Source organism: Paucibacter soli (assembly GCF_037482845.1).
Taxonomy (GTDB): Bacteria; Pseudomonadota; Gammaproteobacteria; order Burkholderiales; family Burkholderiaceae_C; genus Paucibacter_B; species Paucibacter_B soli.
This window is the reverse complement of record NZ_JBBHJW010000004.1, coordinates 369,749-390,038: the sequence shown is the minus strand read 5'-3', so window position 1 is coordinate 390,038 and position 20,290 is coordinate 369,749. Positions and strand designations below refer to the sequence as shown.

Sequence of the window (20,290 nt, the reverse complement as noted above, 5' to 3'; positions counted from 1 at the left end):
TCCCACCAGCAACCGCACCAGTGGTGCCTTGCTGGTCAGGTAAGCTGGCAGCCATGGGCAAGGTCATCTTCGTCAGCGCCGGCCCGGGGGCGGCCGACCTCATCACCCTGCGCGGCGCGCGCGCGCTGCAGCAGGCCGACGTGGTGTTGTTCGACGCCCTCACCGACCCGGCCTTGCGCGAGTTCGCTCCGCAAGCCCTGTGGCTGGATGTCGGCAAGCGCGGCTTTTGCAATTCCACCGCCCAGACCGCCATCAACGCGGCGCTGGTGAAGCAGGCGCAGGAGCACGCCCTGGTGGTGCGCCTCAAGGGCGGCGATGCCAGCATCTTCGGCCGACTGGAAGAAGAGCTGCTGGCCTTGGCCGAAGCGGGCATCGCCAGCGAGGTGGTGCCCGGCGTGACCGCGGCCATCGCCGCCGCCGCACACTTGCAGCGCCCGCTGACGCGCCGCGGCCTGGGCCGCAGCGTCAGCCTCAGCACCGCGATGACCAAGGACGGCGACCTGCAGGCGCTCAAGAGCGCCGACACCGAGGTCTTCTACATGGCCGGGCGCCAACTGGCCGCGCTGGGCCGCAAGCTGCTGGAAGCCGGCTGGCCGGCCGATACGCCGGTGGCGGTGGTTTCGCGCGCCGGTTGCGCCGATGCGCTGGCCAGCGACCACCGGGTGTCCGAGCTTGCCGCCGCGGCCATGCTGCACCGCGGCCGCCCCACCGTGGTGACGGTGGGCGCGGGCGCCAAGGCCCTGCCCCAGGCTGCCCCCAAGGAACAAAAGCCCTCGCTTGCGCGCCGTCAACGCCAGCACCAGAGCTTGAACGATTAAAATCCGCGCTTTGCCGTCAATGGGGAGTTCCATTGACGTCCCAGGGCCCTTAAAACATCAGAGCTGCTCCATGACCCACGTCGTCCTCGAATCGTGCATCCGCTGCAAGTACACCGACTGCGTCGATGTCTGCCCGGTCGACTGCTTCCGCGAAGGCCCGAACTTCCTCAGCATCGACCCGGATGAGTGCATCGACTGCGCGGTCTGCATCCCCGAGTGCCCGGTGAACGCCATCGTCCCCGAGGAAGATGTGCCCGGCAACCAGCAGCACATGATCAAGATCAACGCCGACCTGGCCAAGAAATGGCCCAGCATCACCAAGCGCAAGGGCTCGCTGCCCGACGCCGACGAGTGGAAAGACCGGACCGACAAGCTGTCCGAGCTGATCCGCTGAACGCCTATCGTCCCCTGCCCCCTTGTCCGGGGCCCTGACCTCCATGGAAAACCAAGTGACACACGCTGCCTCCAATGCCGGCCACGCCGGCGTGATCGAAACCGATGCCGTCATCGTTGGCGCGGGCCCCGTCGGCCTGTTCCAGGTGTTCGAACTCGGCCTGCTGGAGATCAAGGCCCACATCATCGACTCGCTCGCCTACCCGGGCGGCCAGTGCATCGAGCTCTACCCCGACAAGCCCATCTACGACATCCCGGCCGTGCCCGTGTGCACCGGCAAGGAGCTGACCGACAACCTGATGAAGCAGATCGAGCCCTTTGGCGCGACCTTCCATCTGGGCCAGGAGGTCACCACCGTCGAGAAGCAGGACGATGGCCGTTTCTTCGTCGCCACCTCCAAGGGCACGCAGTTCCTCACCAAGACCATCTTCATCGCCGGCGGCGTGGGCTCGTTCCAGCCGCGCACGCTGAAGGTGGAAGGCCTGGACAAGTACGAAGGCAGCCAGGTGCACTACCGCGTGCGCAACCCGGCGCAGTTCGCCGGCAAGAACCTGGTGGTGGTCGGTGGCGGTGACTCGGCACTCGACTGGGCGCTGAACTTCTGTGCCGGCAATCAGGACGGCAGCGCCAACAAGGCCGAGAGCGTGATTCTGGTGCACCGCCGCGACGGCTTCCGTGCCGCGCCGGCCAGCGTGGCCAAGATGCGTGAGCTGTGCGACAACTACGAGATGCAGTTCATCGTCGGCCAGGTCACCGACATCGACGAGGGCGACGAGGTGCTCAAGGGCGTGAAGGTCACCGGCGGTGACGGCGTTACCCGCGTCGTGCCCTGCGACCAGGTGCTGGTGTTCTTCGGCCTCAGCCCCAAGCTGGGCCCGATCGCCGAATGGGGCCTGGCGCTGGAGCGCAAGCAAATCGTCGTCGACACCGAGAAGTTCGAGACCAGCACCCCGGGCATCTTTGCCGTAGGTGATGTGAACACCTATCCGGGCAAGAAGAAGCTGATCCTCTCGGGCTTCCACGAGGCTGCGCTGGCCGCCTTTGCCGCCGCGCCCTATATCTTCCCCGAGAAGCGCATCCACCTGCAGTACACCACCACCAGCCCCAAGCTGCACAAGGTGCTGGGCGTCGAGACGCCCGTGTTCGACTGAGCACCGGCTGTTGCGCCAAGGCAAGGCCCGCTCAAGCAGCGGGCATTTTTTCGTTCACGGGCCGATAGAATGCGGCTCTTCGCTAGGGGTGCTGGCTCATTGCATGAGCCGGCTGAGAGTACACCCTTTGAACCTGACTGAGGTAATCCTCGCGCAGGGAAGCAAGCCAGCAACCGGGCCCGTCAATCTTTCGTGCCTCGTCTGTTTTGCCGCCCTGCCATCGAATGAGTAGTAGGACGATGGCACATTCATTTCATTTCTCCCGTATCGCAATCGCCAGCGCCGCCGCGCTGAGCTGTGGCCTGAGCCTGGCCCAGCCATCCAACAGCCTGCCCACCGTCACCGTGAGCGGCCGCAACGCCGATGCACCCGTGAACATCGGCGGCTTTGGCGAGACGCCGGTGGCGCGCCTGCCGCTGCAGGCCAGCCTCATCAATGCCGAGCGCCTGGCCGACGCCGGTCTCAGCAACCTGGCCGGCATCACCAGCCTGGACGCCAGCATCGGCGACGCCTACAACGCGACCGGCTATGTGTCCTACCTGAAGATCCGCGGCTTCGACCTGGACAATCGCTTCAACTACCGCCGCGATGGCCTGCCCATCAATGCCGAGACCGCGCTGGCGCTTGGCAACAAGGCCGGCATCGAGGTGCTCAAGGGCACCAGCGGCATCCAGTCTGGCACCAGCTCGCCCGGCGGCCTGGTGAACCTGCTGGTGAAGCGCCCCACCGCGAATCTGCTCAATGTCAGCCTCGGCGTCAGCGAGCGCGGCACGGCCGAGGCGGCGCTGGACTGGAGCCAGCGCTTCGGCAGCGGCGAGGCCTTTGGCCTGCGCGTGAATGCCAGCGCGGCCGAGCTGCGCCCCGAGCTCTACAGCGCCCATGGCCAGCGCCGCCTGCTGGCCATGGCGGGCGACTGGCGCCTCGGCGCCGACAGCCTGCTGGAAGCCGAATTCGAGCTCAACCGCCAGTCGCAGCCCAGCCAGCCCGGCTTCAGCCTGCTGGGCAACCGCCTGCCCGATGCCAAGACCATCGACCCGCGCACCAACCTCAACGACCTGCCCTGGACGCTGCCGGTGGTGTTCGACAACAGCCATGCCTCGCTGCGCTGGCAGCAACGCCTCAACGCAGACTGGCGTGTGCAAGCGCATTGGGGTGCCCAGCGGCTCAAGAGCGACGATCGCCTCGCCTACGCCTATGGCTGCTCGAACGAGAACAACTACGACCGCTATTGCAGCAACGGCGACTTCGATCGCTACGACTTCCGCAGCGAGGGCGAGCGCCGCAACAGCGATGCCCTGGACCTCTCGCTGGCCGGCAAGTTCAGCACCGCCGGCCTCCGCCATGAGCTCAGCACCGGCCTGCTGTTCAGCCGCTATGAGGCACGCTTCAAGCGCCAGGCCTACAACTGGTCAGGCGTGGGCAATATCTACCAGGACGTGGTCACGCCAGCCGACCCCAGCCTGACCGACGAGAACACCAAGCGCGACGAGCGCAGCACCGAGCTCTATCTGCGCGATGCCGTGCAGCTGGGCGCCGATTGGCAGGCCTGGGCTGGCCTGCGCCACACCCGGCTGCACCGTGAATCGGTGCGCACCGATGGCTCGCGCGCCACCGACTACAAGCAGTCCTTCACCACGCCCTGGCTGGGCCTGAGCTACACCCTGGCCGCCGAGCTGATGGCCTATGGCAGCTGGGGCGAAGGCATCGAGTCCGAGGTGGTGCCCAATCGCAGCCGCTATGCCAATGCGGGCCAGGCCCTGCCGGCGCTGCGCAGCCGCCAGTTCGAGCTGGGCCTGAAGGCCGGCTCCAGCACGGTGGACTGGTCGCTCGCCTGGTTCGACATCCGCAAGCCCGAATGGCGCGACATCGGCGGCTGCGACGACACCGCCACCTGCACCCGCCAGGCGGACGGCAGATCCCACCACCGCGGCATCGAAGCCCAGGCCGACATCAAATGGGCCGGCGGCGGCCTGCTTGCCAGCGCCATGAAGCTCAAGGCACGCACCGAGGGCAGCTCGGTGGCCGGCCTGGACGCGCTCAAGCGTCCCAATGTGTCGGAGACCTCGATCAAGCTCAACGCTCGCCAGCGACTGTTTGCCGCCCTGCCCGGCCTGCAAGTGAACGCCGGTCTCGTCTACGAGGGCCCGCGCGCCGCCCTGCCGGACAACAGCATCAGCATCCCCGGCTGGCTGCGCCTGGACGCCGGCCTGCGCTACGAGCAGGCCCTCGGCCAGCGCCAACTGCTCGTCTGGCGCCTGGGCGTGGACAACCTGGCCGACAAGCGCGCCTGGCGCGAATCGCCCTACCAGTACGAGCACAGCTACCTCTACCCGCTGGCGCCGCGCACCTGGCGTGCAAGTTTGGAATACAGCTTGTAAGGCTCCAAAAATTCAGTCTATAATGCAAGGCTCTGTTCCTCGATAGCTCAGTCGGTAGAGCGCCGGACTGTTAATCCGTAGGTCCCTGGTTCGAGCCCAGGTCGAGGAGCCACAGAAAATGAAGCCGCTGCTTCGCAAGGTGCAGCGGCTTCCCAATTACAGAAGTACCGATCAATTCCTCGATAGCTCAGTCGGTAGAGCGCCGGACTGTTAATCCGTAGGTCCCTGGTTCGAGCCCAGGTCGAGGAGCCAACAAGAGCCCCCAACGTCGCAAGGTGTTGGGGGTTTTTCTTTATCCGACGCGAGTCAAGCCATGAGCACCCTCCCCAATTGCCCGCAATGCAAGTCCGAGTTCACCTACGAGGACGGCAGTCAGTTCGTCTGCCCGGAATGCGGCCATGAGTGGTCCAAGGAAACCGCCGCCGAGGCCGCTACCGACGAGGTGCGCGTGGTGCGCGACGCCAACGGCAGCGAGTTGAAGGACGGCGATACCGTTACCGTCATCAAGGACCTGAAGATCAAGGGTTCGTCGCTGGTGGTGAAGGTCGGCACCAAGGTCAAGAACATCCGCCTGGCCGAGGGCGACCACGACATCGACTGCAAGATCGACGGCATCGGTGCGATGGGGCTGAAGTCGGAGTTCGTCAAGAAGGCCTGAGCCAGCGCGGGTCAGCCCGGCCGCCCCTTGGCCCGGTACATGGCCTGGTCAGCGGCGGCAATCAGCTCGGTGGCGCCCTCGCCATCCTCGGGATAGCGGCTGATGCCGATGCTGGCACCGGAGGCAAGCTCGGCGCCGCCGTAGTGCACCGGCAGCGACAGCGCCTCGCGCACCTTCTGCGCCACCGTCTCGACGGCGTCGCTCGCCTCGATCTGGTCCAGCAGGATGATGAATTCATCCCCGCCCATGCGGGCCACCGTATCCACCTCGCGCACCAGTTGGCGCAGCCGTTGCGCCAGCATGCACAACACCGCATCGCCGGCGGCATGGCCCAGCCTGTCGTTGATGTGCTTGAAGTTGTTCAGGTCGATGAAGAGCAGCGCCAGCCGGCCCTGATTGCGCTTGGCATGGGCCAGCGCATGGTCGAGCCGGTCCAGGAAGACGCGCCGGTTGTGCAAACCGGTCAGGCTGTCATGGCTGGCCAGGCGATCCAGCTCCTGCTGCTTCTGCTCCAGCTTGGCAAACTGCGCACGGATCTGCTGCTGCATGTCGGCCACGCTGCGCGCCAGCAGGCCGATCTCGTCGCCGCGCGCGGTGGGCAGCAGGCTGCCATCGTCCGGCTCGCCGGTGGCGAAGCGCTGCACCGCCAGCACGATCTGGCCAAGCGGCCGGCTCAGGGCGCGCGCCAGCAACGCCGCCAGCAACATCGCCAGCGCGCTGAAGCCGAGCACAATGCGCATGCTGACCTGGCCCAACCGCGCGCTTTCCAGCAGCACCGCCTGCACCGGCTGGGCCAGGCCGAGTACGAAGTCCTCCTCCTGCCGCAGCTCGGAGGGAGGCTGGCGCACGAAGGCAGCCACCACGGCACCCTGCCCCGGCGGCGCCACCGTGGTCACCACATGATCGCCGCGCCCCGGCGTCCCTGCCACCAAGGCAGCCGTGGCCGGGAAGCTGTCCTGCATGCGCGCGGTCTGGCCGCGATCGAAGGCAAAGGCCTGCCGGCGGTCCGGGTGGATCAGGAAGTCGCCCGCGCCATTGCTCAGGTAGAGCTGCAGGCCTGCCGGCAGATCGCCCGCCAGCTGGGCAAACAGGCCGTTCAGGTCGACGTTGATCACCACCAGCCCACGCACCTGGCCCCGCGCGTCGCGCACCGGCGCGGCCACCTGCAGCGCCGGCTTGTCGAGGCCGGCATGGGCGCCGATCTCATGGTTGATGGCGGCGCTGGAGACATAGACGGCGCCGGGCGGCAGCCGCAGCGTCTCGACCACATAGGGGTAGTGGCCCTTCTCCTGCAGGTCGTCGCCGCGCACGCGCACCAGGCCACGCTCGTCGCGGTCCACGCGGATGCGTTCCAGCCCGTGATCGGCGACGTCTATCAGGCGCATCTGGAAGTACTCGGCATGGGTGGCCAGCACGCGCTCGAACAGCAGCGCCGCGTTGTCCTCCTCGGAGCTCGGCGCGCCGGGGCTGGTGCGCAGCAGCAGGCGTGCCGCCTGTGGATGCTCGGCCACCATGCGCACGTCTTCGGCAATATTCTCCAAGTCGACCGCGAGCTGGCGCACCAGCACGCGCGTGGCGGTGAGTAGACGCTCCTCGGCCCCCGCCACCAGCATGCTGCGGCTGGTGGCATAGCCGTAATAGCCGGTCAGCCCCGCCGCCAGCACACCCACCAGCGCCACCGCCAGCCCCAGGCGCCAGGCAATGCCCGGTGTCATCGCCTTCATGGCGCCAGCACCTTGGCCGCGCGGTCGCCCGAACGGATGCGCTGCCACAGCGCCTCGCGCCGCGCGGCGTCCTCCACCGGTTCCAGCCACAGCGGCGCCTGCCCGGGCTGGCGCGGCAGTGCTTCGCTGACGGTATTTGCCAGGCCCTGACGCGTCACCAGCAGCTCGCTGGCCTTGGCCCCAAGCAGGGTGTCGATCCAGAGATGGGCCAGCTTGCGGTCGCGCGCGCCGCGCGTGATGGCCCAGCAGTCCAGCCAGGCCAGTGCGCCCTCGCGCGGCATCACATAGCCGACATCCACGCCGGCGGCCTTCAGCAACTGCACCTGCTGCATGCCGTAATTGGCGTGCATCAGCGCCGCGCCATGGCGCTGGAACAAGCGCACCGACTCCTCCGGCTGGCTGTAGAAGCCCAGCACATTGCGGCGCAGCTCGATCAGCTTGTCCACCGCACGCGGCCATTGCGCGCTGGCCAGGCGAAAGGGCGAGGCGCTGCCCAGCGCCTGCGCCGCCAGCGAGAAATTGTGCGTGCCGCCGTCATAGGCCAGCACCTTGCCGCGCAGGCGCGGGTCCCACAGCGCGGTGATCGAGCTGGGCGGTAGCGGCAGCTGACGCTTGTCGTAGATCAGCCCCATCTCCGCATAGGTGTAGGGGATGGCAAAGGTCTGCGCCCGGCCGTCGCGGCCATGCACCAGGCCCGGGATGGCAGCGAGATCGCGAAAGCGCGGCAGTTGCTTGCGGGTATTGGCGATCAGCTCCACGTCGATGGACTGCACCAGGCCGGCCTGGATATAGCGCTGCAGCTCGGCGGTGTTGACGGCAAAGACGTCGAAGTCGGCGCCGCCGCGGGCGGTGATTCGGTGCCACAGGGCCTCGTCAGAGCCGACGATGGTCAGCTCCACCTTGGCGCCACTGCGCTGCTCGAACTCGCGCAGCACCTCGGGCTCGGCATAGCCGGGCCAGGCCAGCACGCGCAGGCTCGTCGGCGCAGCGCTGGCGGACAGGGCCGCGCCAAGCAGCAGGCCGAAACCCCACCGCGGCAGCACTATCCGCATCCATGCAGCCAAGCTCAACAACAAGTCTCAGTCCTGCTTTGTCCCAACCGGCCCAGTGTATGCGCGCCCTCGACCCTTGCAGCACCTAGGCGCCGAAGAAGCAGACCCGGTTCCCGCCGGCGGCCTTGGCCTGGTACATGGCAGCGTCGGCCTGCTTGATCAATTCATCCTGCTGGGTTTCGTGGTCGCGAAACATCGCCACGCCAATGCTGACGCTGCCCAGATGTTCAACCAACGCGGGCACGGCAGCTTCCTCGCGCTGATCGCTGAGCCGAAACGGTTCGGCCAGAGCTTGGCGGATCTTTTGAGCGATCGCCTCGGCCTGAGCGGTGGATGGAGCAATCCCCTCACCCAGCTCGCTGACCATCACGACGAACTCGTCGCCGCCTATGCGCGCCACCGTGTCGACCTCGCGCACGCAGGCCAGCAGGCGTTGCGCCGCGTCCACCAGCAGCAGGTCGCCCACGGCATGCCCATGGCGGTCGTTGAGCGGCTTGAAATGATCCAGATCCAGGTACATCACGGCGCCGTAGCTGGCACTGCGCCTGCTTGCGGCCATCGCCTGGCTCAGCCGGTCGTGCAGCAGGCGCCGGTTGGGCAACTGGGTCAGGGCATCCCTGAAGGCCATCTGGCGCACCTGCTCCTCCATCTCGCGGCGTTCGGCAACTTCCGCTTCGAGCTGGCGCGTGGAGGCCTGGATATGGTCGGCCATGCCGTTGAAGGCCTGCGCGACCCGGGCGATTTCGCCCGGCCCGGCGATCGCCGCGCGGGCACCGAAGTCACCGTCATGCACCCGCCGCGCCGCCCGCTCCAGTTGCGCGATCGGCCGGATGATGCGATGCGCCAGCCAGGCGGCCAGCACCGCCAGCAAGCCCATCACCGTCAACGCGGCCAACATGCTCAGCAGGGCACGCTGCTTGGCCGCCTGATAGACGGCCGACGCCGGCACGCCCACAAAGGCGGTCCAGCCGGTATCGGGCATGGGCACGACCGAGAAGTAGCGCACCACGCCATCGATGGCCAGGCTTTCGAACTCGCCGTCGCGCACCGCCACGATGCGGCGCGCCGCCTCTGCGTTGGGCTTGCTGCCGATCACGCCCTCAGGGTCCAGATTGCGCCAGATCATGGTGCCATCGGCGGCAAAGAAGCCGTAGCGGCTGTCTGGCGGCAGGCCCGCGTCGGGTATATGGGGATCGAACACCGCCAGATCGAGCGGCAGATAGATCGCGCCGACGACCTCCTGGCTGTCGTTGCGTATCGGGGCGCCAATCACCGAAACCCATTTTCCGGTGATCAGCCCCCGATGGGGCAGCCCCACCAGGGCGCGCGGCTCACGCAAGAACGCCTGGAACCAGGGGGTCGCGCCGATGTTGCGACCGCGTCCATTGGCCTGCGGCACCGCCGAACAGACCACCTCGCCGTCGAGACGCGCATAGGCGACATTGGCATAGGCCGGATTCATGGTGAGAAAGTCCTGCAGCGCGGGATCGCAATGCTCGCCATCCACCAGCTTGACGAGCGGTCGCGCCGCGAGCCGCTGCAGGCTGTCGTGCGCGCCCGCCACCGTCGCGCCGGTGTTGCGGATCATGGTGTATGCGAGCGTGCGCAGCGACGACTTCGTATGCGCAATCGTCGCCTGCATGTCCAGATAGATGCCCGCCGCCACCAGTGCGCACAGCGGCACCGACATGGCCAGCACCAACAACAAGAGCTGCGTTCGGATCGACGTTGACCTCATCGGAGCGAATGCCTTTGCACCGGGTAGCGGACCCTGCGGATTATGCGATGTGGAGAATCGCAACCGTTATGTAGTACGTTATATTTCGCTCACCATGCCCAAGCATCCCATCGCGACCTTGCTGCTGAGCCTGCTCGGCCTCGCCGGGCCAGCCGCGCAGGCGGCCGATCTCACCGTCTCGGCCGCCTCCAGCCTGAGCAACGCCTTCCGGGAACTCGCACCCGCCTTTGAGGCCCGCCATCCCGGCACCCGGCTGCTGCTGAACTTTGCCGCCTCGGACGCCTTGCTGGCGCAGATCGCCAAGGGCGCGCCGGTGGACGTGTTCGCCGCGGCCGACCAGGAAAGCATGGACCGCGCCGAGGCCCAGGGCCTGCTGGCAAGGGGCAGCCGCCGCAACTTCGCCGCCAACCGCCTGGTGCTGGTAACCCCGGCCCAGGGCGGGCTGGCGCTGGCGACATTGGCCGAGCTGCGCCAGCCGGCGGTGCGGCGCATCGCGCTGGGCAAACCCGAGGGCGTGCCGGCGGGTCGTTATGCGAGGGCTGCGCTGCAGGCAGCTCAGCTCTGGGAGGCGATCGAACCCAAGGCCGTCTATGCGCAGAATGTGCGCCAGGCCCTGGACTATGTGGCGCGCGGCGAGGTCGAGGCCGGCCTGGTCTACGCCACCGACGCGCTCGCGTATAAGGACAAGGTCAAGGCCCGCTTCGGTGTCGCCACCGCCACACCGATCAGCTACCCGGTCGCCGGCATCGCCGGCAGCGCCAACGCCGCGGCGGCCGCTCAGTTCCTCGCCTATCTGCTCTCGCCCACCGGCCAGGCGGTGCTGGCGCGGCATGGCTTCCTGGCGCCATGAATCCGCAGGCCTGGGTCGCGCTTGCGCTCTCGCTGAAGGTGGCGGCATGGGCCACGGCCATCAATCTGCTGCTGGGCACGGCCATGGGCTTTGCGCTGGCGCGCTGGCGCTTCCGCGGCCGCGAGCTGCTGGACGCCCTGCTCACCCTGCCGATGGTGCTGCCGCCCACGGTGCTGGGCTACTACCTGCTGGTGCTGCTGGGCAAGCGCGGCTGGCTGGGTGGCTGGCTGCATGAGCAGCTTGGCATCACGCTGATCTTCAGCTGGCAGGGCGCGGTCATCGCGGCCAGCGTGGTGGCCTTTCCGCTGGTGCTGAAGTCGGCGCGCGCCGCCTTTGAAAACGTCGACCCTCAGCTGGAACGCGCCGCGCGCGTGCTGGGCCTGGGCGAGGTCGCGGTGTTCATGCGCGTGAGCCTGCCGATGGCCTGGCGCGGCATCCTGGCAGGCGTGCTGCTGGCCTTCGCACGCGCACTCGGTGAGTTTGGTGCCACCCTGATGGTGGCCGGCAGCATCCCGGGGCAGACGCAGACGCTCTCGATCGCAGTCTACGAGGCGGTGCAGGCGGGCCAGGACGCCAGCGCCAACGCGCTGGTGCTGATCACCTCGCTCGCATGCATTACGGTGCTGCTGAGCGCGCGCTGGCTGGCGCCGCAGCGGAGTGCCGCATGAGTGACGGCGGCAACAACTTCGACGTGCAGATCCAGCGGCGCGTGCAGGGCGAGGGGCGCAGCTTCATGCTCGATGTCAGCTTCCGGACCGCTGCCATGCAGACCGTCATCTACGGACCCTCCGGTGCCGGCAAAAGCCTCAGCCTGCAGGCCATTGCCGGCCTCCTGCAACCCGAGCGGGGCCATATCCGCTTCCAGGGCCAGACCCTGTTCGACGGCCAGGCGGGCATCGCGCTGGCGGCGCGCCGGCGCGGCTTTGGCTACCTGTTCCAGGACTATGCCCTGTTCCCGCACCTGAACCTGCGCCAGAACGTCGGCTTCGGCCTGCAGCGCGGCCTGTTCAACCCCGGGGCCCGCAGCAACCATGCGGAGGTGGAGCGCTGGCTGCAGCGCTTCGAGCTCAGCGAGCTGGCCGGCCTGCATCCGCAGCAGCTCTCGGGCGGGCAGCGCCAACGTGCCGCGCTGGCGCGCGCGCTGGTAAGCCGGCCGCGCGCCCTGCTGCTGGACGAACCCTTCGCCGCCCTCGACCCCGTGCTGCGCGAGCGCATGCGCGAAGAGCTGCAGAGCCTGCTGGAGGAGCTGCAAATCCCGATGTTGATGATCACCCACGATCCCGAGGACCTGGAGCGCTTTGGACAAGCGCGCCTGGAGCTGCGCCATGGCCGTATCGCGCAAACCGCCTGAGCAAGCCGCCGCGGCACCGCTGCGACTGGAAGCCGGCCTGCACCTGAGCCAGGCCGGCCAGGCCCTGGCCAGCCCACGCCAGCTGGCCCTGCTGACCGAGATCGACCGGCTGGGCTCGCTGACGCGGGCCGCCAAGGCCGCGGGCTATAGCTACAAAGGTGCGTGGAACGCGATCGAACAGCTGAACAACCTGGCCGGCGAGCCGCTGCTGGAGCGCCGGCCGGGCGGCAAGGGCGGCGGCTACACCCGCCTCACCGCGCGCGGCGCCCAGTTGCTGCGCAATCTGGCCCTGATTCAGCAGGAGCATGAACGCTTCGTGGCGCGGCTGAACAGCCAGTCGCAGGGCCTGGCCCAGGACTACGCGCTGGCCGGCAGCATCGCCCTGCGCACCAGCGCCCGCAATCAGTTCGCCGGTACCGTCTGCGCGATCCGCGGCGGCGCGGTGAACGACGAGATCGAACTGGCCATCATCGGCGGCCAAACCCTGGTGGCCACCGTCACGCGCGCCAGCCGCGAGGAGCTGGGCCTGACACTGGGCAGCAAGGCCTTTGCCCTCATCAAGGCCTCATCGGTGCTGCTGATGACCGGAACAGCGGCGACGCTGCGCCTGTCGGCGCGCAACCAGCTGCAGGGTCAGGTCTTGCGCGTCAACGCCGGTGCGGTCAACTGCGAAGTGCTGCTGGCCCTGCCCGGCGGCGGCACGCTGGCCGCCATCGTCACCCAGGCCAGCGCCGAGTCCCTTGGGCTGGCGATGGGCATGCCCGCCACGGCAGTGTTCAAGGCTTCCAGCGTGATACTGGCGGTGGCGGCCTGAACGGGTGCCAAGCTCCCCACCCCTCAAAGGTGATCCACATGCAATCACTGGCACTAGATGGTCGCCCCGGGCTCGACAGCCTGTATGCCGCCTTTGCGCCACTTCGGCAGGCGGGCTGGCGCCAGCACCGCGTGACGCAGCAGGCGGTGGATGATCTGACGGTGCTGCCCATCGACGCCTGGAGCAAGGGCGGGCCGGCCGACCACATCGTCATCGCCGGCATCCATGGGCGCGAACCGGCGGGCGCGGTCGCGCTGGCACGCAGCGTCGACCGCCTGATCGACTGGGGTCACGATCGCCGCATCCTGCTGCTGCCCTTGCTCAATCCCTGGGGCTATCTGCACCACCAGCGCTATGGGCCTTCCGGGCAAAGTGTGTCGGACAGCGAGCATTGGCTGGGGCGCACCGAGCAGGCGGCCTGCGCCGACGCCGAGGCCATCACCCGCTACCTGATGGAGCAGAGTGCGATCGCGCCGGGCGCGGCGGTGCTGGACCTGCACGAAGACCCGGTGTATGAGGCGCCCGACTATGTCTTCGAGGGCCGGGGCTCCTATGTCTATGTGGCTGGCGACGGCGCCGCCGAGCACCCGATCACGCTGCGCATCCGCCAGGCCCTGCAGGCCAGCACCATGCCGCTGGTGATGCAGGGCCGCACGCGCTTTGGCGAGACCCTGGACCAGGGGCTGATCCGCAACAGCGGCGATGGCTCCGTCGATGAGTTGCTGGCCAGCCGCAAGGCCTGCAGCCCTGTCATCACCACCGAGTTGGTGCTGCGCAGTCAGACCGACCCGCCGCTGCAGGAACGGGTGGCGGTCTACTGCGCGCTGCTCGAGGCCTTCTTCGGCGGCTGAGGGCCACCAAACGGAAAGCCCCCGGACCTGTCGGGCCGGGGGCTGCATCTGGTCAAGCTGCGGGGCCGAATCGGCCCCACGTTGACGTTCAGTTGAGGTTGTAGCGTGCCAGCAGATTCACACGCGACATGCCACCGGTCTCGCCTGCCAGGGTTTCGCGCCGGCCCCAGATGTACTCCGCACCCAGGTCCACCGGCTTGATCGGGTTCCAGATCGCACCCACATGCAGCTGGCTGAGCTTGCGGTTGATGCCGTAGCGCCCGCTGTCCAGGCCATTGGCCGCGGCCCAGTCGGTGTACTCGTTGGCGCGGTTCTTCTGCAGGCCATAGACGAAGTTCATGCGGAAGGTATCGCTGACCTTGCGCTGGTAGCCCAGTACCAGACCCGCGACCCTCTCCATGCGGATCCTGTTGGCCGCTTCGTCGTAGCCGGCGCCTTCGATGTAGTTGAAGTAGCGGCCGATACCGCTGCCGCCCGTCACCATCCAGCTGATGAAGTCATCTCCAACCGTCTTGATCTGGCCGCTGGCGGCCAGGCCCATGCCACGGCGCGCCACGTTGATGCCGTTGCCATCGTTCAGGCGATGCTCCAGCGTCACACCACGCAGGCTCAACGCGCCCCAGGTGAAGGGCTTGTCCCAGCGCATCACCAGATCCGGCAGCTTGGAGAAACCGGCCGGCATGGTGGAACCGGTCTTGTCGTACACATAGCTGACCGGGTTCTCCAGCGCCACCGTGAAGTTGCCCGATTCCGGCGTGGCATAGGTGTAGCGCAGCTGCGGCTGGCGCAGGAAGGTGCTGCCGATGGGGCCGTTGAAATCCACCGTCTCGGGCGTGTTGTCGATGTCCATGAAGGTCGACCAGGTCTGGCCGGCCAGCCAAGGACCTGCCTGCACATAGGCATGACGCAGGCGGAAGTTGTAGCTGTTGGTGACCTGCTGGGTGAAGATGTTCTTCGGGCTGTCGGTGCTGGATACCTGCGCGTTGCCGGTGCGCGGGTCGTTGTTGAAGTCGCCCTCCACCTTGACCATCACCTGGCCAAAGGGGGTGGGGGTGGAGCCCTCGATGCCGATGCGCGAAGTGCGCCCGTGCAGATAGGTCTGGCCGGAGCGGTGCGCGCCCGCCGAGCCGCTCAGCGGCGCGTAAGGCAGGAAGGTAGCGTAGTCGCTGTCGCCGTTGTCGCCCTTGCCCTCGCGCACGAGGTTCAGTTCGGCAATGCCGTACAGGTGGATGGAGGTTTCGGTGCCGGGGATGCGGAAGGAACCGGGGATGTCGCCCACCACCACGTTCTCCTTCACCGAGGCTTCCATCTGATTGCGGATGTCCTTGACGTCCTCGGCCTTGGCGGCGGACGCCTTCAGTTCCGCCAGCTGCGCCTGCATCAGCTTGAGCTGCGCTTCGAGCTGAGCGATGCGCTCGGCGTCGGTGGCCGCAAAGGCCTGGGGCGCTGCGCCGATGCCGGCGAGCAGCGAAGCCAAAACAATTTTCTTGAATGTCATGTCGTGTCTCGTTTCTTTGATGTGTTGAATGCGAGCTGCTTCATCGGAAGCGCTCAGAACCCGTGCTTGACCTGCGCCAGGAAGCTGCGGGCGCGTTCATGAACTGGATTGCTGAAGAAGGCCTCTGGCTCTGCGTCCTCGAGGATGGCGCCATGGTCAAAGAAGATGACCCGATCGGCCACTTCCCTGGCGAAGCCCATCTCGTGGGTCACCACCAGCATGGTGATGCCGGTATGTGCCATCTCGCGCATCACGCTGAGCACCTCGTGCACCATCTCCGGATCCAGCGCCGAGGTCGGCTCATCGAACAGCATGACCTTGGGATCCATCGCCAGCGCGCGTGCAATCGCGACGCGCTGTTGCTGCCCGCCCGATAGCTGCACCGGATACTTGTGCGCCTGGTCCTTCAGCCCCACCCGCTCCAGCAACTGCAGGGCCTTGGCCTCGGCGTCGGCCTGGCTCATCTTGCGCACGCGCATGGGAGCCAGCGTGATATTGCGCAGGATGGTGAGGTGCGAGAACAGGTTGAAGCTCTGGAACACCATGCCGACCTCACGGCGGATCAGATCGAGGTTTTTCAGGTCCCCGTTCAGTTCCACCCCGTCCACCAGAATGGTGCCGCTGTCATGCGCCTCCAGCCGGTTGAGCGTGCGCAGAAAGGTCGACTTGCCCGATCCCGAGGGACCGATGATGGCCGTTACCGTGCCTTCGGTGAAGCTCGCGTTGACACCCTTGAGGGCATGGAAGCTGCCAAAGTGCTTCTGCACATTGCTGGCCTGGATGATGGTCTTGGCGCTGGTTTGCGTTGTACTCATGGCGGTCTCCTCAGCGCTTCTGGCCCACGTTCAGCTGGTTCTCGAGCGCCGACGTCAGTGTGGTGAACGCGGTGGTGAGAATCAGGTAGATCGTGGCAACGGTGACGAACACCGGGATCGGCTGGTAGCTCTCGGCCTGCACCCGGTAGCCCACCATGGTCAGTTCCACCACGCTGATCGCATAGGCCAGCGAGGAGTCCTTGACCAGTGAGGCCAGGTTGTTGGCCAGCGCAGGCAGGGCGACGCGCATGCTTTGTGGCAGCACGACGTCCATGAAGGTCTGCGCGGGCGAGAGCCCGAGAGCACGTGCCGCCTCCACCTGGCCATGCGGCACCGCCAGAATGCCGGCCCGCACACACTCGGTGTTATACGCACCGATATTGAGTGCCAGCGCGATCGCGGCGCAGCTGAAGTCGGAGATCTGCAGCGAGGCAGGCAGGAACTGCGGTACGGCAAGCCATACGAACAGAATCTGCAACAGCAGCGGCGTGCCGCGGATCAGCCAGACGTAGAAGTCGCAAAGCCAGCGCAAGGGGGCGAACGACGAGAGCTTGCCAAGCCCAGCCAGCACCCCGATGACGACACCGGCCGTGCCCGCAATCAGCGTCAGCAGCACGGTGACCCGCGAGCCTTCGGCAAACTGCTGGGCCGCCGGCCCGATGGGCGCGGGCATGGCAGACAAGGGAATGGCAGCGCCCCAGAGGAACACCAGCAGGCCAAACATGGCTGCGCACATTGCCCAAGCGGGATGTTGCTTGGTCCAGTTCATGATCTCGACCCCTCTCAGCTACGGCAGGAGATGTCGGTCTTGAAGTACTTTTGCGACAGGGACTGGTAGGTGCCGCTCTTCACGACCTCCGCCAGTGCACGGTTCAATTGCTCCTTCAGTTCGCTGTTGTTTTTGCGCATGATCATCGACACCTTCTCGACGAACACCTGCTCGCCCGCCACGATGCCGGCCTCAGGGTTCTTTTCCAGGGTCGACTTGATCAGCCACTTGTCGGAAATCCAGGCGTCCACCTTGTTGGCCTTGAGCGCCGAGAACGCTTCCGGGTCCGCCTTGTAGGTCTTCACTTCCTGGATGCCGGCGATCTTCTTGGCGTTGTCCAGATAGCTGGTGCCCAGTTGCACGCCCACCAGCTTGCCGCTCAGCCCGGCCACGGTCAGCGGGCCGCCCTTGTGCGCGGCAATCTGGCCACCGGTGCAGTAGTGCGGCGTGGCGAAGTCCACTGCCTTGGCACGCTCCTCGGTATAGCCATGCGATGCAATCGCGAAGTCGAAGCGATCCTGGCGGATCGAGGCCAGTTGGGCGTCGAACGACACCACCCGCCACTCGAGCTTGAGGCCGAGTTGCTTCACCAAGGCCTCGGCCAACTCCACTTCGAAACCCGTCAGCTTGGGGCCCTCGAAGTAGTTGAAGGGATAGAACGCACCTTCGGTGGCCACGATCATGGTCCCCGATTCTTTGACCACGCTCCAGTCACGCGCCTGGACCGTGCCAGCCATCAGCAGCGTGGCAGCGGCCAGCAGGCCGGCACCGTGTTTCATCAATCGCATAGCGTCTCCTTGGAATACATGTTTGTCTACTGCAACCAAACCCGATCAGCGCTAGCGCCGTTGGCGCGCATCGCGCTGGACTGATGCATTGCGGGCTGGGTTTGGTCAGACGGGCCCGAATACTGGAAATCGAGGCGCTCGCCTCGTCAAGAAGCAAGGGGAGCTAGTCAGTGGGGCGGTGGTGGCTGAGGATGGGCGCGCCAAGCTCCGGCTTGAGCCGGCAGCCTTGCGATACAGGGATATGCGACGCCGCCTGCATGGCCTTCTCGGCATTCTTCAGGCCGCGGACCGGGCAAGCGGCAGGTCGGCGTCGAAGCCGCCGAGCGTGCATACGAGCACGTCTTCCAGACCTATCTTCCAGGCCGGGCGATGCGAGTCGCCCAAGGTCTGCTGCGTAGTCAAACTTCCCCTCCATCTCTCTTGAGCTTTGGATTCTTCTCAAATCGGAAGCCAAGGAACAGGCCGCAGAATGCAATGAAATCGGCACAATTCTGTCATATCGGCAAGGCTAAATGGCATATTGACAGCCTCCAAATATGACTTTAGACACCCGATACATTCCTACATGCAAATACACGGATATTGTGCAAACTTCCTTGCCCGGCGGCGCCGGCGCGGCCGACGCGGCCAGCGGCCTGACTCAGTGTGCCGACATGCCCAGCAGGGCGCGCGCCTCGGCGGGCGTGGCCACCGGGCGGTCAAAGGTCTCGGAGAGCATGGCGATGCGCTGCACCAGCTGCGCATTGCTATGCGCCAGTTCGCCCTTGCGGAAGTAGATGTTGTCCTCGAAGCCGACGCGCACATGGCCGCCCAGCACGATGGCCAGCGTGGCCAGGGGCAGTTGCGCGGCGCCGATGCCGGCCACCGTCCAGCTGCTGCCCGGCGGCAGCTGCGAGCGCAGATACATCAGCGCCTCGGGCGTGCCGGCCATGCCGCCCGGAATGCCGAGCACGAAGTCGAAATGCAGCGGCCCTTGCACCAGGCCCTTCTTGAGCCAGCGCAGCGTGGTCGTGAGCATGCCGCTGTCGAAGATCTCGAACTCCGGCTTGACGCCATGCTGCTGCATCGCCGCGGCGAACAGCTCCATATCGGCCGGATGGTTCATGAACACATCGCCGCCGAAGTTGACCGTGCCCATCGAGAGCGTCGCCATCTCGGGGCGCAGCGTCACCGGGGCCAGGCGCTCCTCGGGCGTCATGCCGACGGCACCGCCGGTGGACACCTGCACGATCACGTCGCAGCGCGCACGCGTCTTCTCGATGATCTGGCGGTAGACCTCTTTGTCCTGCGTTGAGCTACCGTCTGGATTGCGCGCATGCACATGCACGATGGAAGCGCCGGCCGCGGCGCACTCGGCCGCCGCAGCCGCGATCTCGTCGGGCGTGATGGGCAGATTGGGCTGCTGCTCGCGCGTGACCTCGGCGCCGGTGAGCGCGGCGGTGATGATCAGCTTGTCCATCGCGCTCAGCCCTTGTTGCTATTGCCGCGCTGGCAGGCCAGCGGCACCACGCAGGTGCCCGAGGCACGGCACACCAGCACCGGCTCGGCCAGCACATCGGCGGCCGAGACCTGGCCGGGAATGTTGGCGGCGGTGATGACCTTGCGCGCCTCGAACACCATCTTGCGCGAGGACTTGCCCATGCTGACGATGCGGCCGCTCGCTTCGATGTAGTCGCCGGCATAGACGGGCGCCAGGAACTCGACCTGGTCGTAGGCCACGAACAGGCCCTCGTCGCCGTCGCTCTTGATCAGCAACTCGGTGGCCACATCGCCGAACAGGTTCAGCATGCGCGAGCCGTCCACCAGATTGCCGGCGTAATGCGCGTCATGCGCGCTCATGCGCAGGCGGATCAGGCTCGTGATGGTGTTCTCTTGGCTCATGCTGCTTTCCTCTTGATCCACTCGTGAATGGCAAAGGACGCCACGTCCTCCGCATAGGTCTTGGTGCCGAAGCCGGCGTCGTAGCCCAGCTCCTTGGCCAGTTCATGGCTGATGCGCGGGCCGCCAACGATCAGGATCACCCGGTCGCGCAGGCCTTCGGCCTCCAGCAGGTCGGAGAGCTTGGTGAGGTTGTCGAGGTGGATGTTCTTCTGCGTCACCACCTGCGAGACCAGGATCACGTCGGCCTTCTCCTCGATCACGCGGCTGACCAACTCCTCCGAGTCGACCTGCGCGCCCATATTGATGGCGCGGATCTCGTGGTAGCTCTCCAGGCCCTTGTGGCCGTTGTAGCCCTTCATATTCATGATGGCGTCGATGCCCACGGTGTGCGCGTCGGTCTCGATGCAGGCGCCCACCACCACCATGCGGCGGCCCATCTTCTCGGCGATCAGCGCGTTCACGCCGTCCTTGTCCAGCACCTCGAACTCGGGCTTGGCGACCTTGAGCTTGCTGAGGTCCACGCGGTGCTTGCACTGGCCGTAGAGCACGAAGAAGCTGAAGCCCGTACCCATCGCCTCGGCGTGCACCACCGCGGGCTCGTCCAGGCCCATCTGTAGGGCCAGCATCTTGGCGCCCTCCTTGGCGGTCTCGTCCAGCGGCACCGGCAGGGTGAAGGAGAGCTGCACACGGCCGTCGTCCAGCGTGTCGCCATAGGGCTTGACCCACTGCTCGGGAATCTTGTCGTTCATCTGCTCGGACAT

Annotated in this window: 21 protein-coding genes, 2 tRNA genes and 1 riboswitch; of the genes, 12 read left to right on the top strand and 11 right to left on the bottom strand. The window is 66.6% G+C overall.

The window, feature by feature from the left end; all coding sequences use genetic code 11:
* Positions 1–53: 53 nt before the first annotated feature.
* From cobA to WG898_RS11615, 7 genes are all read left to right on the top strand, one after another.
* A complete protein-coding gene (gene cobA / locus WG898_RS11645; RefSeq protein ID WP_339602964.1) occupies positions 54–818 on the top strand; it encodes a uroporphyrinogen-III C-methyltransferase in 765 nt (254 codons plus the stop codon).
* A 70-nt stretch (positions 819–888) separates the two neighbouring features.
* On the top strand, positions 889–1,212 hold the full coding sequence (gene fdxA, locus WG898_RS11640; protein ID WP_339602956.1) for a ferredoxin FdxA: 324 nt from the start codon (positions 889–891) through the stop codon (positions 1,210–1,212).
* A 43-nt stretch (positions 1,213–1,255) separates the two neighbouring features.
* Positions 1,256–2,362, top strand: a complete 1,107-nt coding sequence (locus WG898_RS11635) for an NAD(P)/FAD-dependent oxidoreductase (protein ID WP_339602955.1) — start codon at positions 1,256–1,258, stop codon at positions 2,360–2,362.
* Positions 2,363–2,436: 74 nt separating this feature from the next.
* Positions 2,437–2,539: riboswitch (TPP riboswitch) on the top strand.
* Between the two features lie 62 nt (positions 2,540–2,601).
* Positions 2,602–4,740, top strand: coding sequence for a TonB-dependent siderophore receptor (locus tag WG898_RS11630; protein ID WP_339602954.1), 2,139 nt, complete (start codon positions 2,602–2,604; stop codon positions 4,738–4,740).
* A gap of 36 nt (positions 4,741–4,776) precedes the next feature.
* Positions 4,777–4,852: transfer RNA gene (locus tag WG898_RS11625), tRNA-Asn, on the top strand.
* A gap of 64 nt (positions 4,853–4,916) precedes the next feature.
* Positions 4,917–4,992, top strand: a tRNA-Asn gene (locus WG898_RS11620).
* Positions 4,993–5,053: 61 nt separating this feature from the next.
* Entirely contained in the window at positions 5,054–5,398 is a 345-nt protein-coding gene (locus WG898_RS11615; RefSeq protein ID WP_339602953.1) for a zinc ribbon domain-containing protein YjdM, read from the top strand.
* Positions 5,399–5,409: 11 nt separating this feature from the next.
* Here the strand turns inward: WG898_RS11615 and WG898_RS11610 are convergent, their stop codons facing one another.
* The 3 genes from WG898_RS11610 to WG898_RS11600 all read right to left on the bottom strand — a co-directional run bounded on the left by WG898_RS11610 (position 5,410) and on the right by WG898_RS11600 (position 9,912).
* Entirely contained in the window at positions 5,410–7,122 is a 1,713-nt protein-coding gene (locus WG898_RS11610) for a diguanylate cyclase domain-containing protein (protein WP_339602952.1), read from the bottom strand.
* Positions 7,119–8,165, bottom strand: a complete 1,047-nt coding sequence (locus WG898_RS11605) for an extracellular solute-binding protein (protein ID WP_339602951.1) — start codon at positions 8,163–8,165, stop codon at positions 7,119–7,121. The genes WG898_RS11610 and WG898_RS11605 overlap by 4 nt, the downstream gene beginning before the upstream one ends.
* Before the next feature lie 94 nt (positions 8,166–8,259).
* Positions 8,260–9,912 (bottom strand): diguanylate cyclase domain-containing protein, encoded by a 1,653-nt coding sequence (locus tag WG898_RS11600; protein ID WP_339602950.1) that lies wholly within the window; start codon positions 9,910–9,912, stop codon positions 8,260–8,262.
* A gap of 94 nt (positions 9,913–10,006) precedes the next feature.
* On the opposite strand from WG898_RS11600, the gene modA reads away from it, so the two are divergent.
* Genes modA through WG898_RS11575 form a run of 5 tightly spaced genes read left to right on the top strand, consistent with a single transcriptional unit; the run spans position 10,007 to position 13,778 of the window.
* The gene (gene modA, locus WG898_RS11595) at positions 10,007–10,762 is read left to right on the top strand and encodes a molybdate ABC transporter substrate-binding protein (RefSeq protein WP_339602949.1); all 756 of its coding nucleotides are present in this window, start codon (positions 10,007–10,009) and stop codon (positions 10,760–10,762) included.
* Positions 10,759–11,430, top strand: coding sequence for a molybdate ABC transporter permease subunit (gene modB / locus WG898_RS11590; RefSeq protein WP_339602948.1), 672 nt, complete (start codon positions 10,759–10,761; stop codon positions 11,428–11,430). The genes modA and modB overlap by 4 nt, the downstream gene beginning before the upstream one ends.
* Complete coding sequence (locus WG898_RS11585; protein ID WP_339602947.1) at positions 11,427–12,113, top strand: ATP-binding cassette domain-containing protein; 687 nt, start codon at positions 11,427–11,429, stop codon at positions 12,111–12,113. Before modB ends, WG898_RS11585 begins: the two co-directional genes overlap by 4 nt.
* Positions 12,088–12,927, top strand: coding sequence for a TOBE domain-containing protein (locus WG898_RS11580; protein ID WP_339602946.1), 840 nt, complete (start codon positions 12,088–12,090; stop codon positions 12,925–12,927). The genes WG898_RS11585 and WG898_RS11580 overlap by 26 nt, the downstream gene beginning before the upstream one ends.
* 38 nt (positions 12,928–12,965) lie before the next feature.
* Positions 12,966–13,778 (top strand): M14 family metallopeptidase, encoded by an 813-nt coding sequence (locus WG898_RS11575; protein ID WP_339602945.1) that lies wholly within the window; start codon positions 12,966–12,968, stop codon positions 13,776–13,778.
* 88 nt (positions 13,779–13,866) lie between these two features.
* Here WG898_RS11575 and WG898_RS11570 read toward each other — a convergent pair whose 3' ends face one another.
* The 8 genes from WG898_RS11570 to kamE all read right to left on the bottom strand — a co-directional run bounded on the left by WG898_RS11570 (position 13,867) and on the right by kamE (position 20,290).
* A complete protein-coding gene (locus WG898_RS11570; RefSeq protein WP_339602944.1) occupies positions 13,867–15,276 on the bottom strand; it encodes a DcaP family trimeric outer membrane transporter in 1,410 nt (469 codons plus the stop codon).
* A gap of 53 nt (positions 15,277–15,329) precedes the next feature.
* Entirely contained in the window at positions 15,330–16,091 is a 762-nt protein-coding gene (locus WG898_RS11565; protein ID WP_339602943.1) for an amino acid ABC transporter ATP-binding protein, read from the bottom strand.
* 10 nt (positions 16,092–16,101) lie between these two features.
* Entirely contained in the window at positions 16,102–16,860 is a 759-nt protein-coding gene (locus WG898_RS11560; protein ID WP_339602942.1) for an amino acid ABC transporter permease, read from the bottom strand.
* 14 nt (positions 16,861–16,874) lie between these two features.
* Positions 16,875–17,648, bottom strand: coding sequence for an ABC transporter substrate-binding protein (locus WG898_RS11555; protein ID WP_339602941.1), 774 nt, complete (start codon positions 17,646–17,648; stop codon positions 16,875–16,877).
* A 276-nt stretch (positions 17,649–17,924) separates the two neighbouring features.
* Positions 17,925–18,050, bottom strand: coding sequence for a hypothetical protein (locus WG898_RS11550; RefSeq protein ID WP_339602940.1), 126 nt, complete (start codon positions 18,048–18,050; stop codon positions 17,925–17,927).
* Positions 18,051–18,288: 238 nt separating this feature from the next.
* Positions 18,289–19,107, bottom strand: coding sequence for a 3-keto-5-aminohexanoate cleavage enzyme (gene kce / locus WG898_RS11545; protein ID WP_339602939.1), 819 nt, complete (start codon positions 19,105–19,107; stop codon positions 18,289–18,291).
* A 5-nt stretch (positions 19,108–19,112) separates the two neighbouring features.
* Positions 19,113–19,529 (bottom strand): 3-aminobutyryl-CoA ammonia lyase, encoded by a 417-nt coding sequence (kal, locus tag WG898_RS11540; protein WP_339602938.1) that lies wholly within the window; start codon positions 19,527–19,529, stop codon positions 19,113–19,115.
* On the bottom strand, positions 19,526–20,290 hold the full coding sequence (gene kamE / locus WG898_RS11535; protein ID WP_339602937.1) for a lysine 5,6-aminomutase subunit beta: 765 nt from the start codon (positions 20,288–20,290) through the stop codon (positions 19,526–19,528). Before kamE ends, kal begins: the two co-directional genes overlap by 4 nt.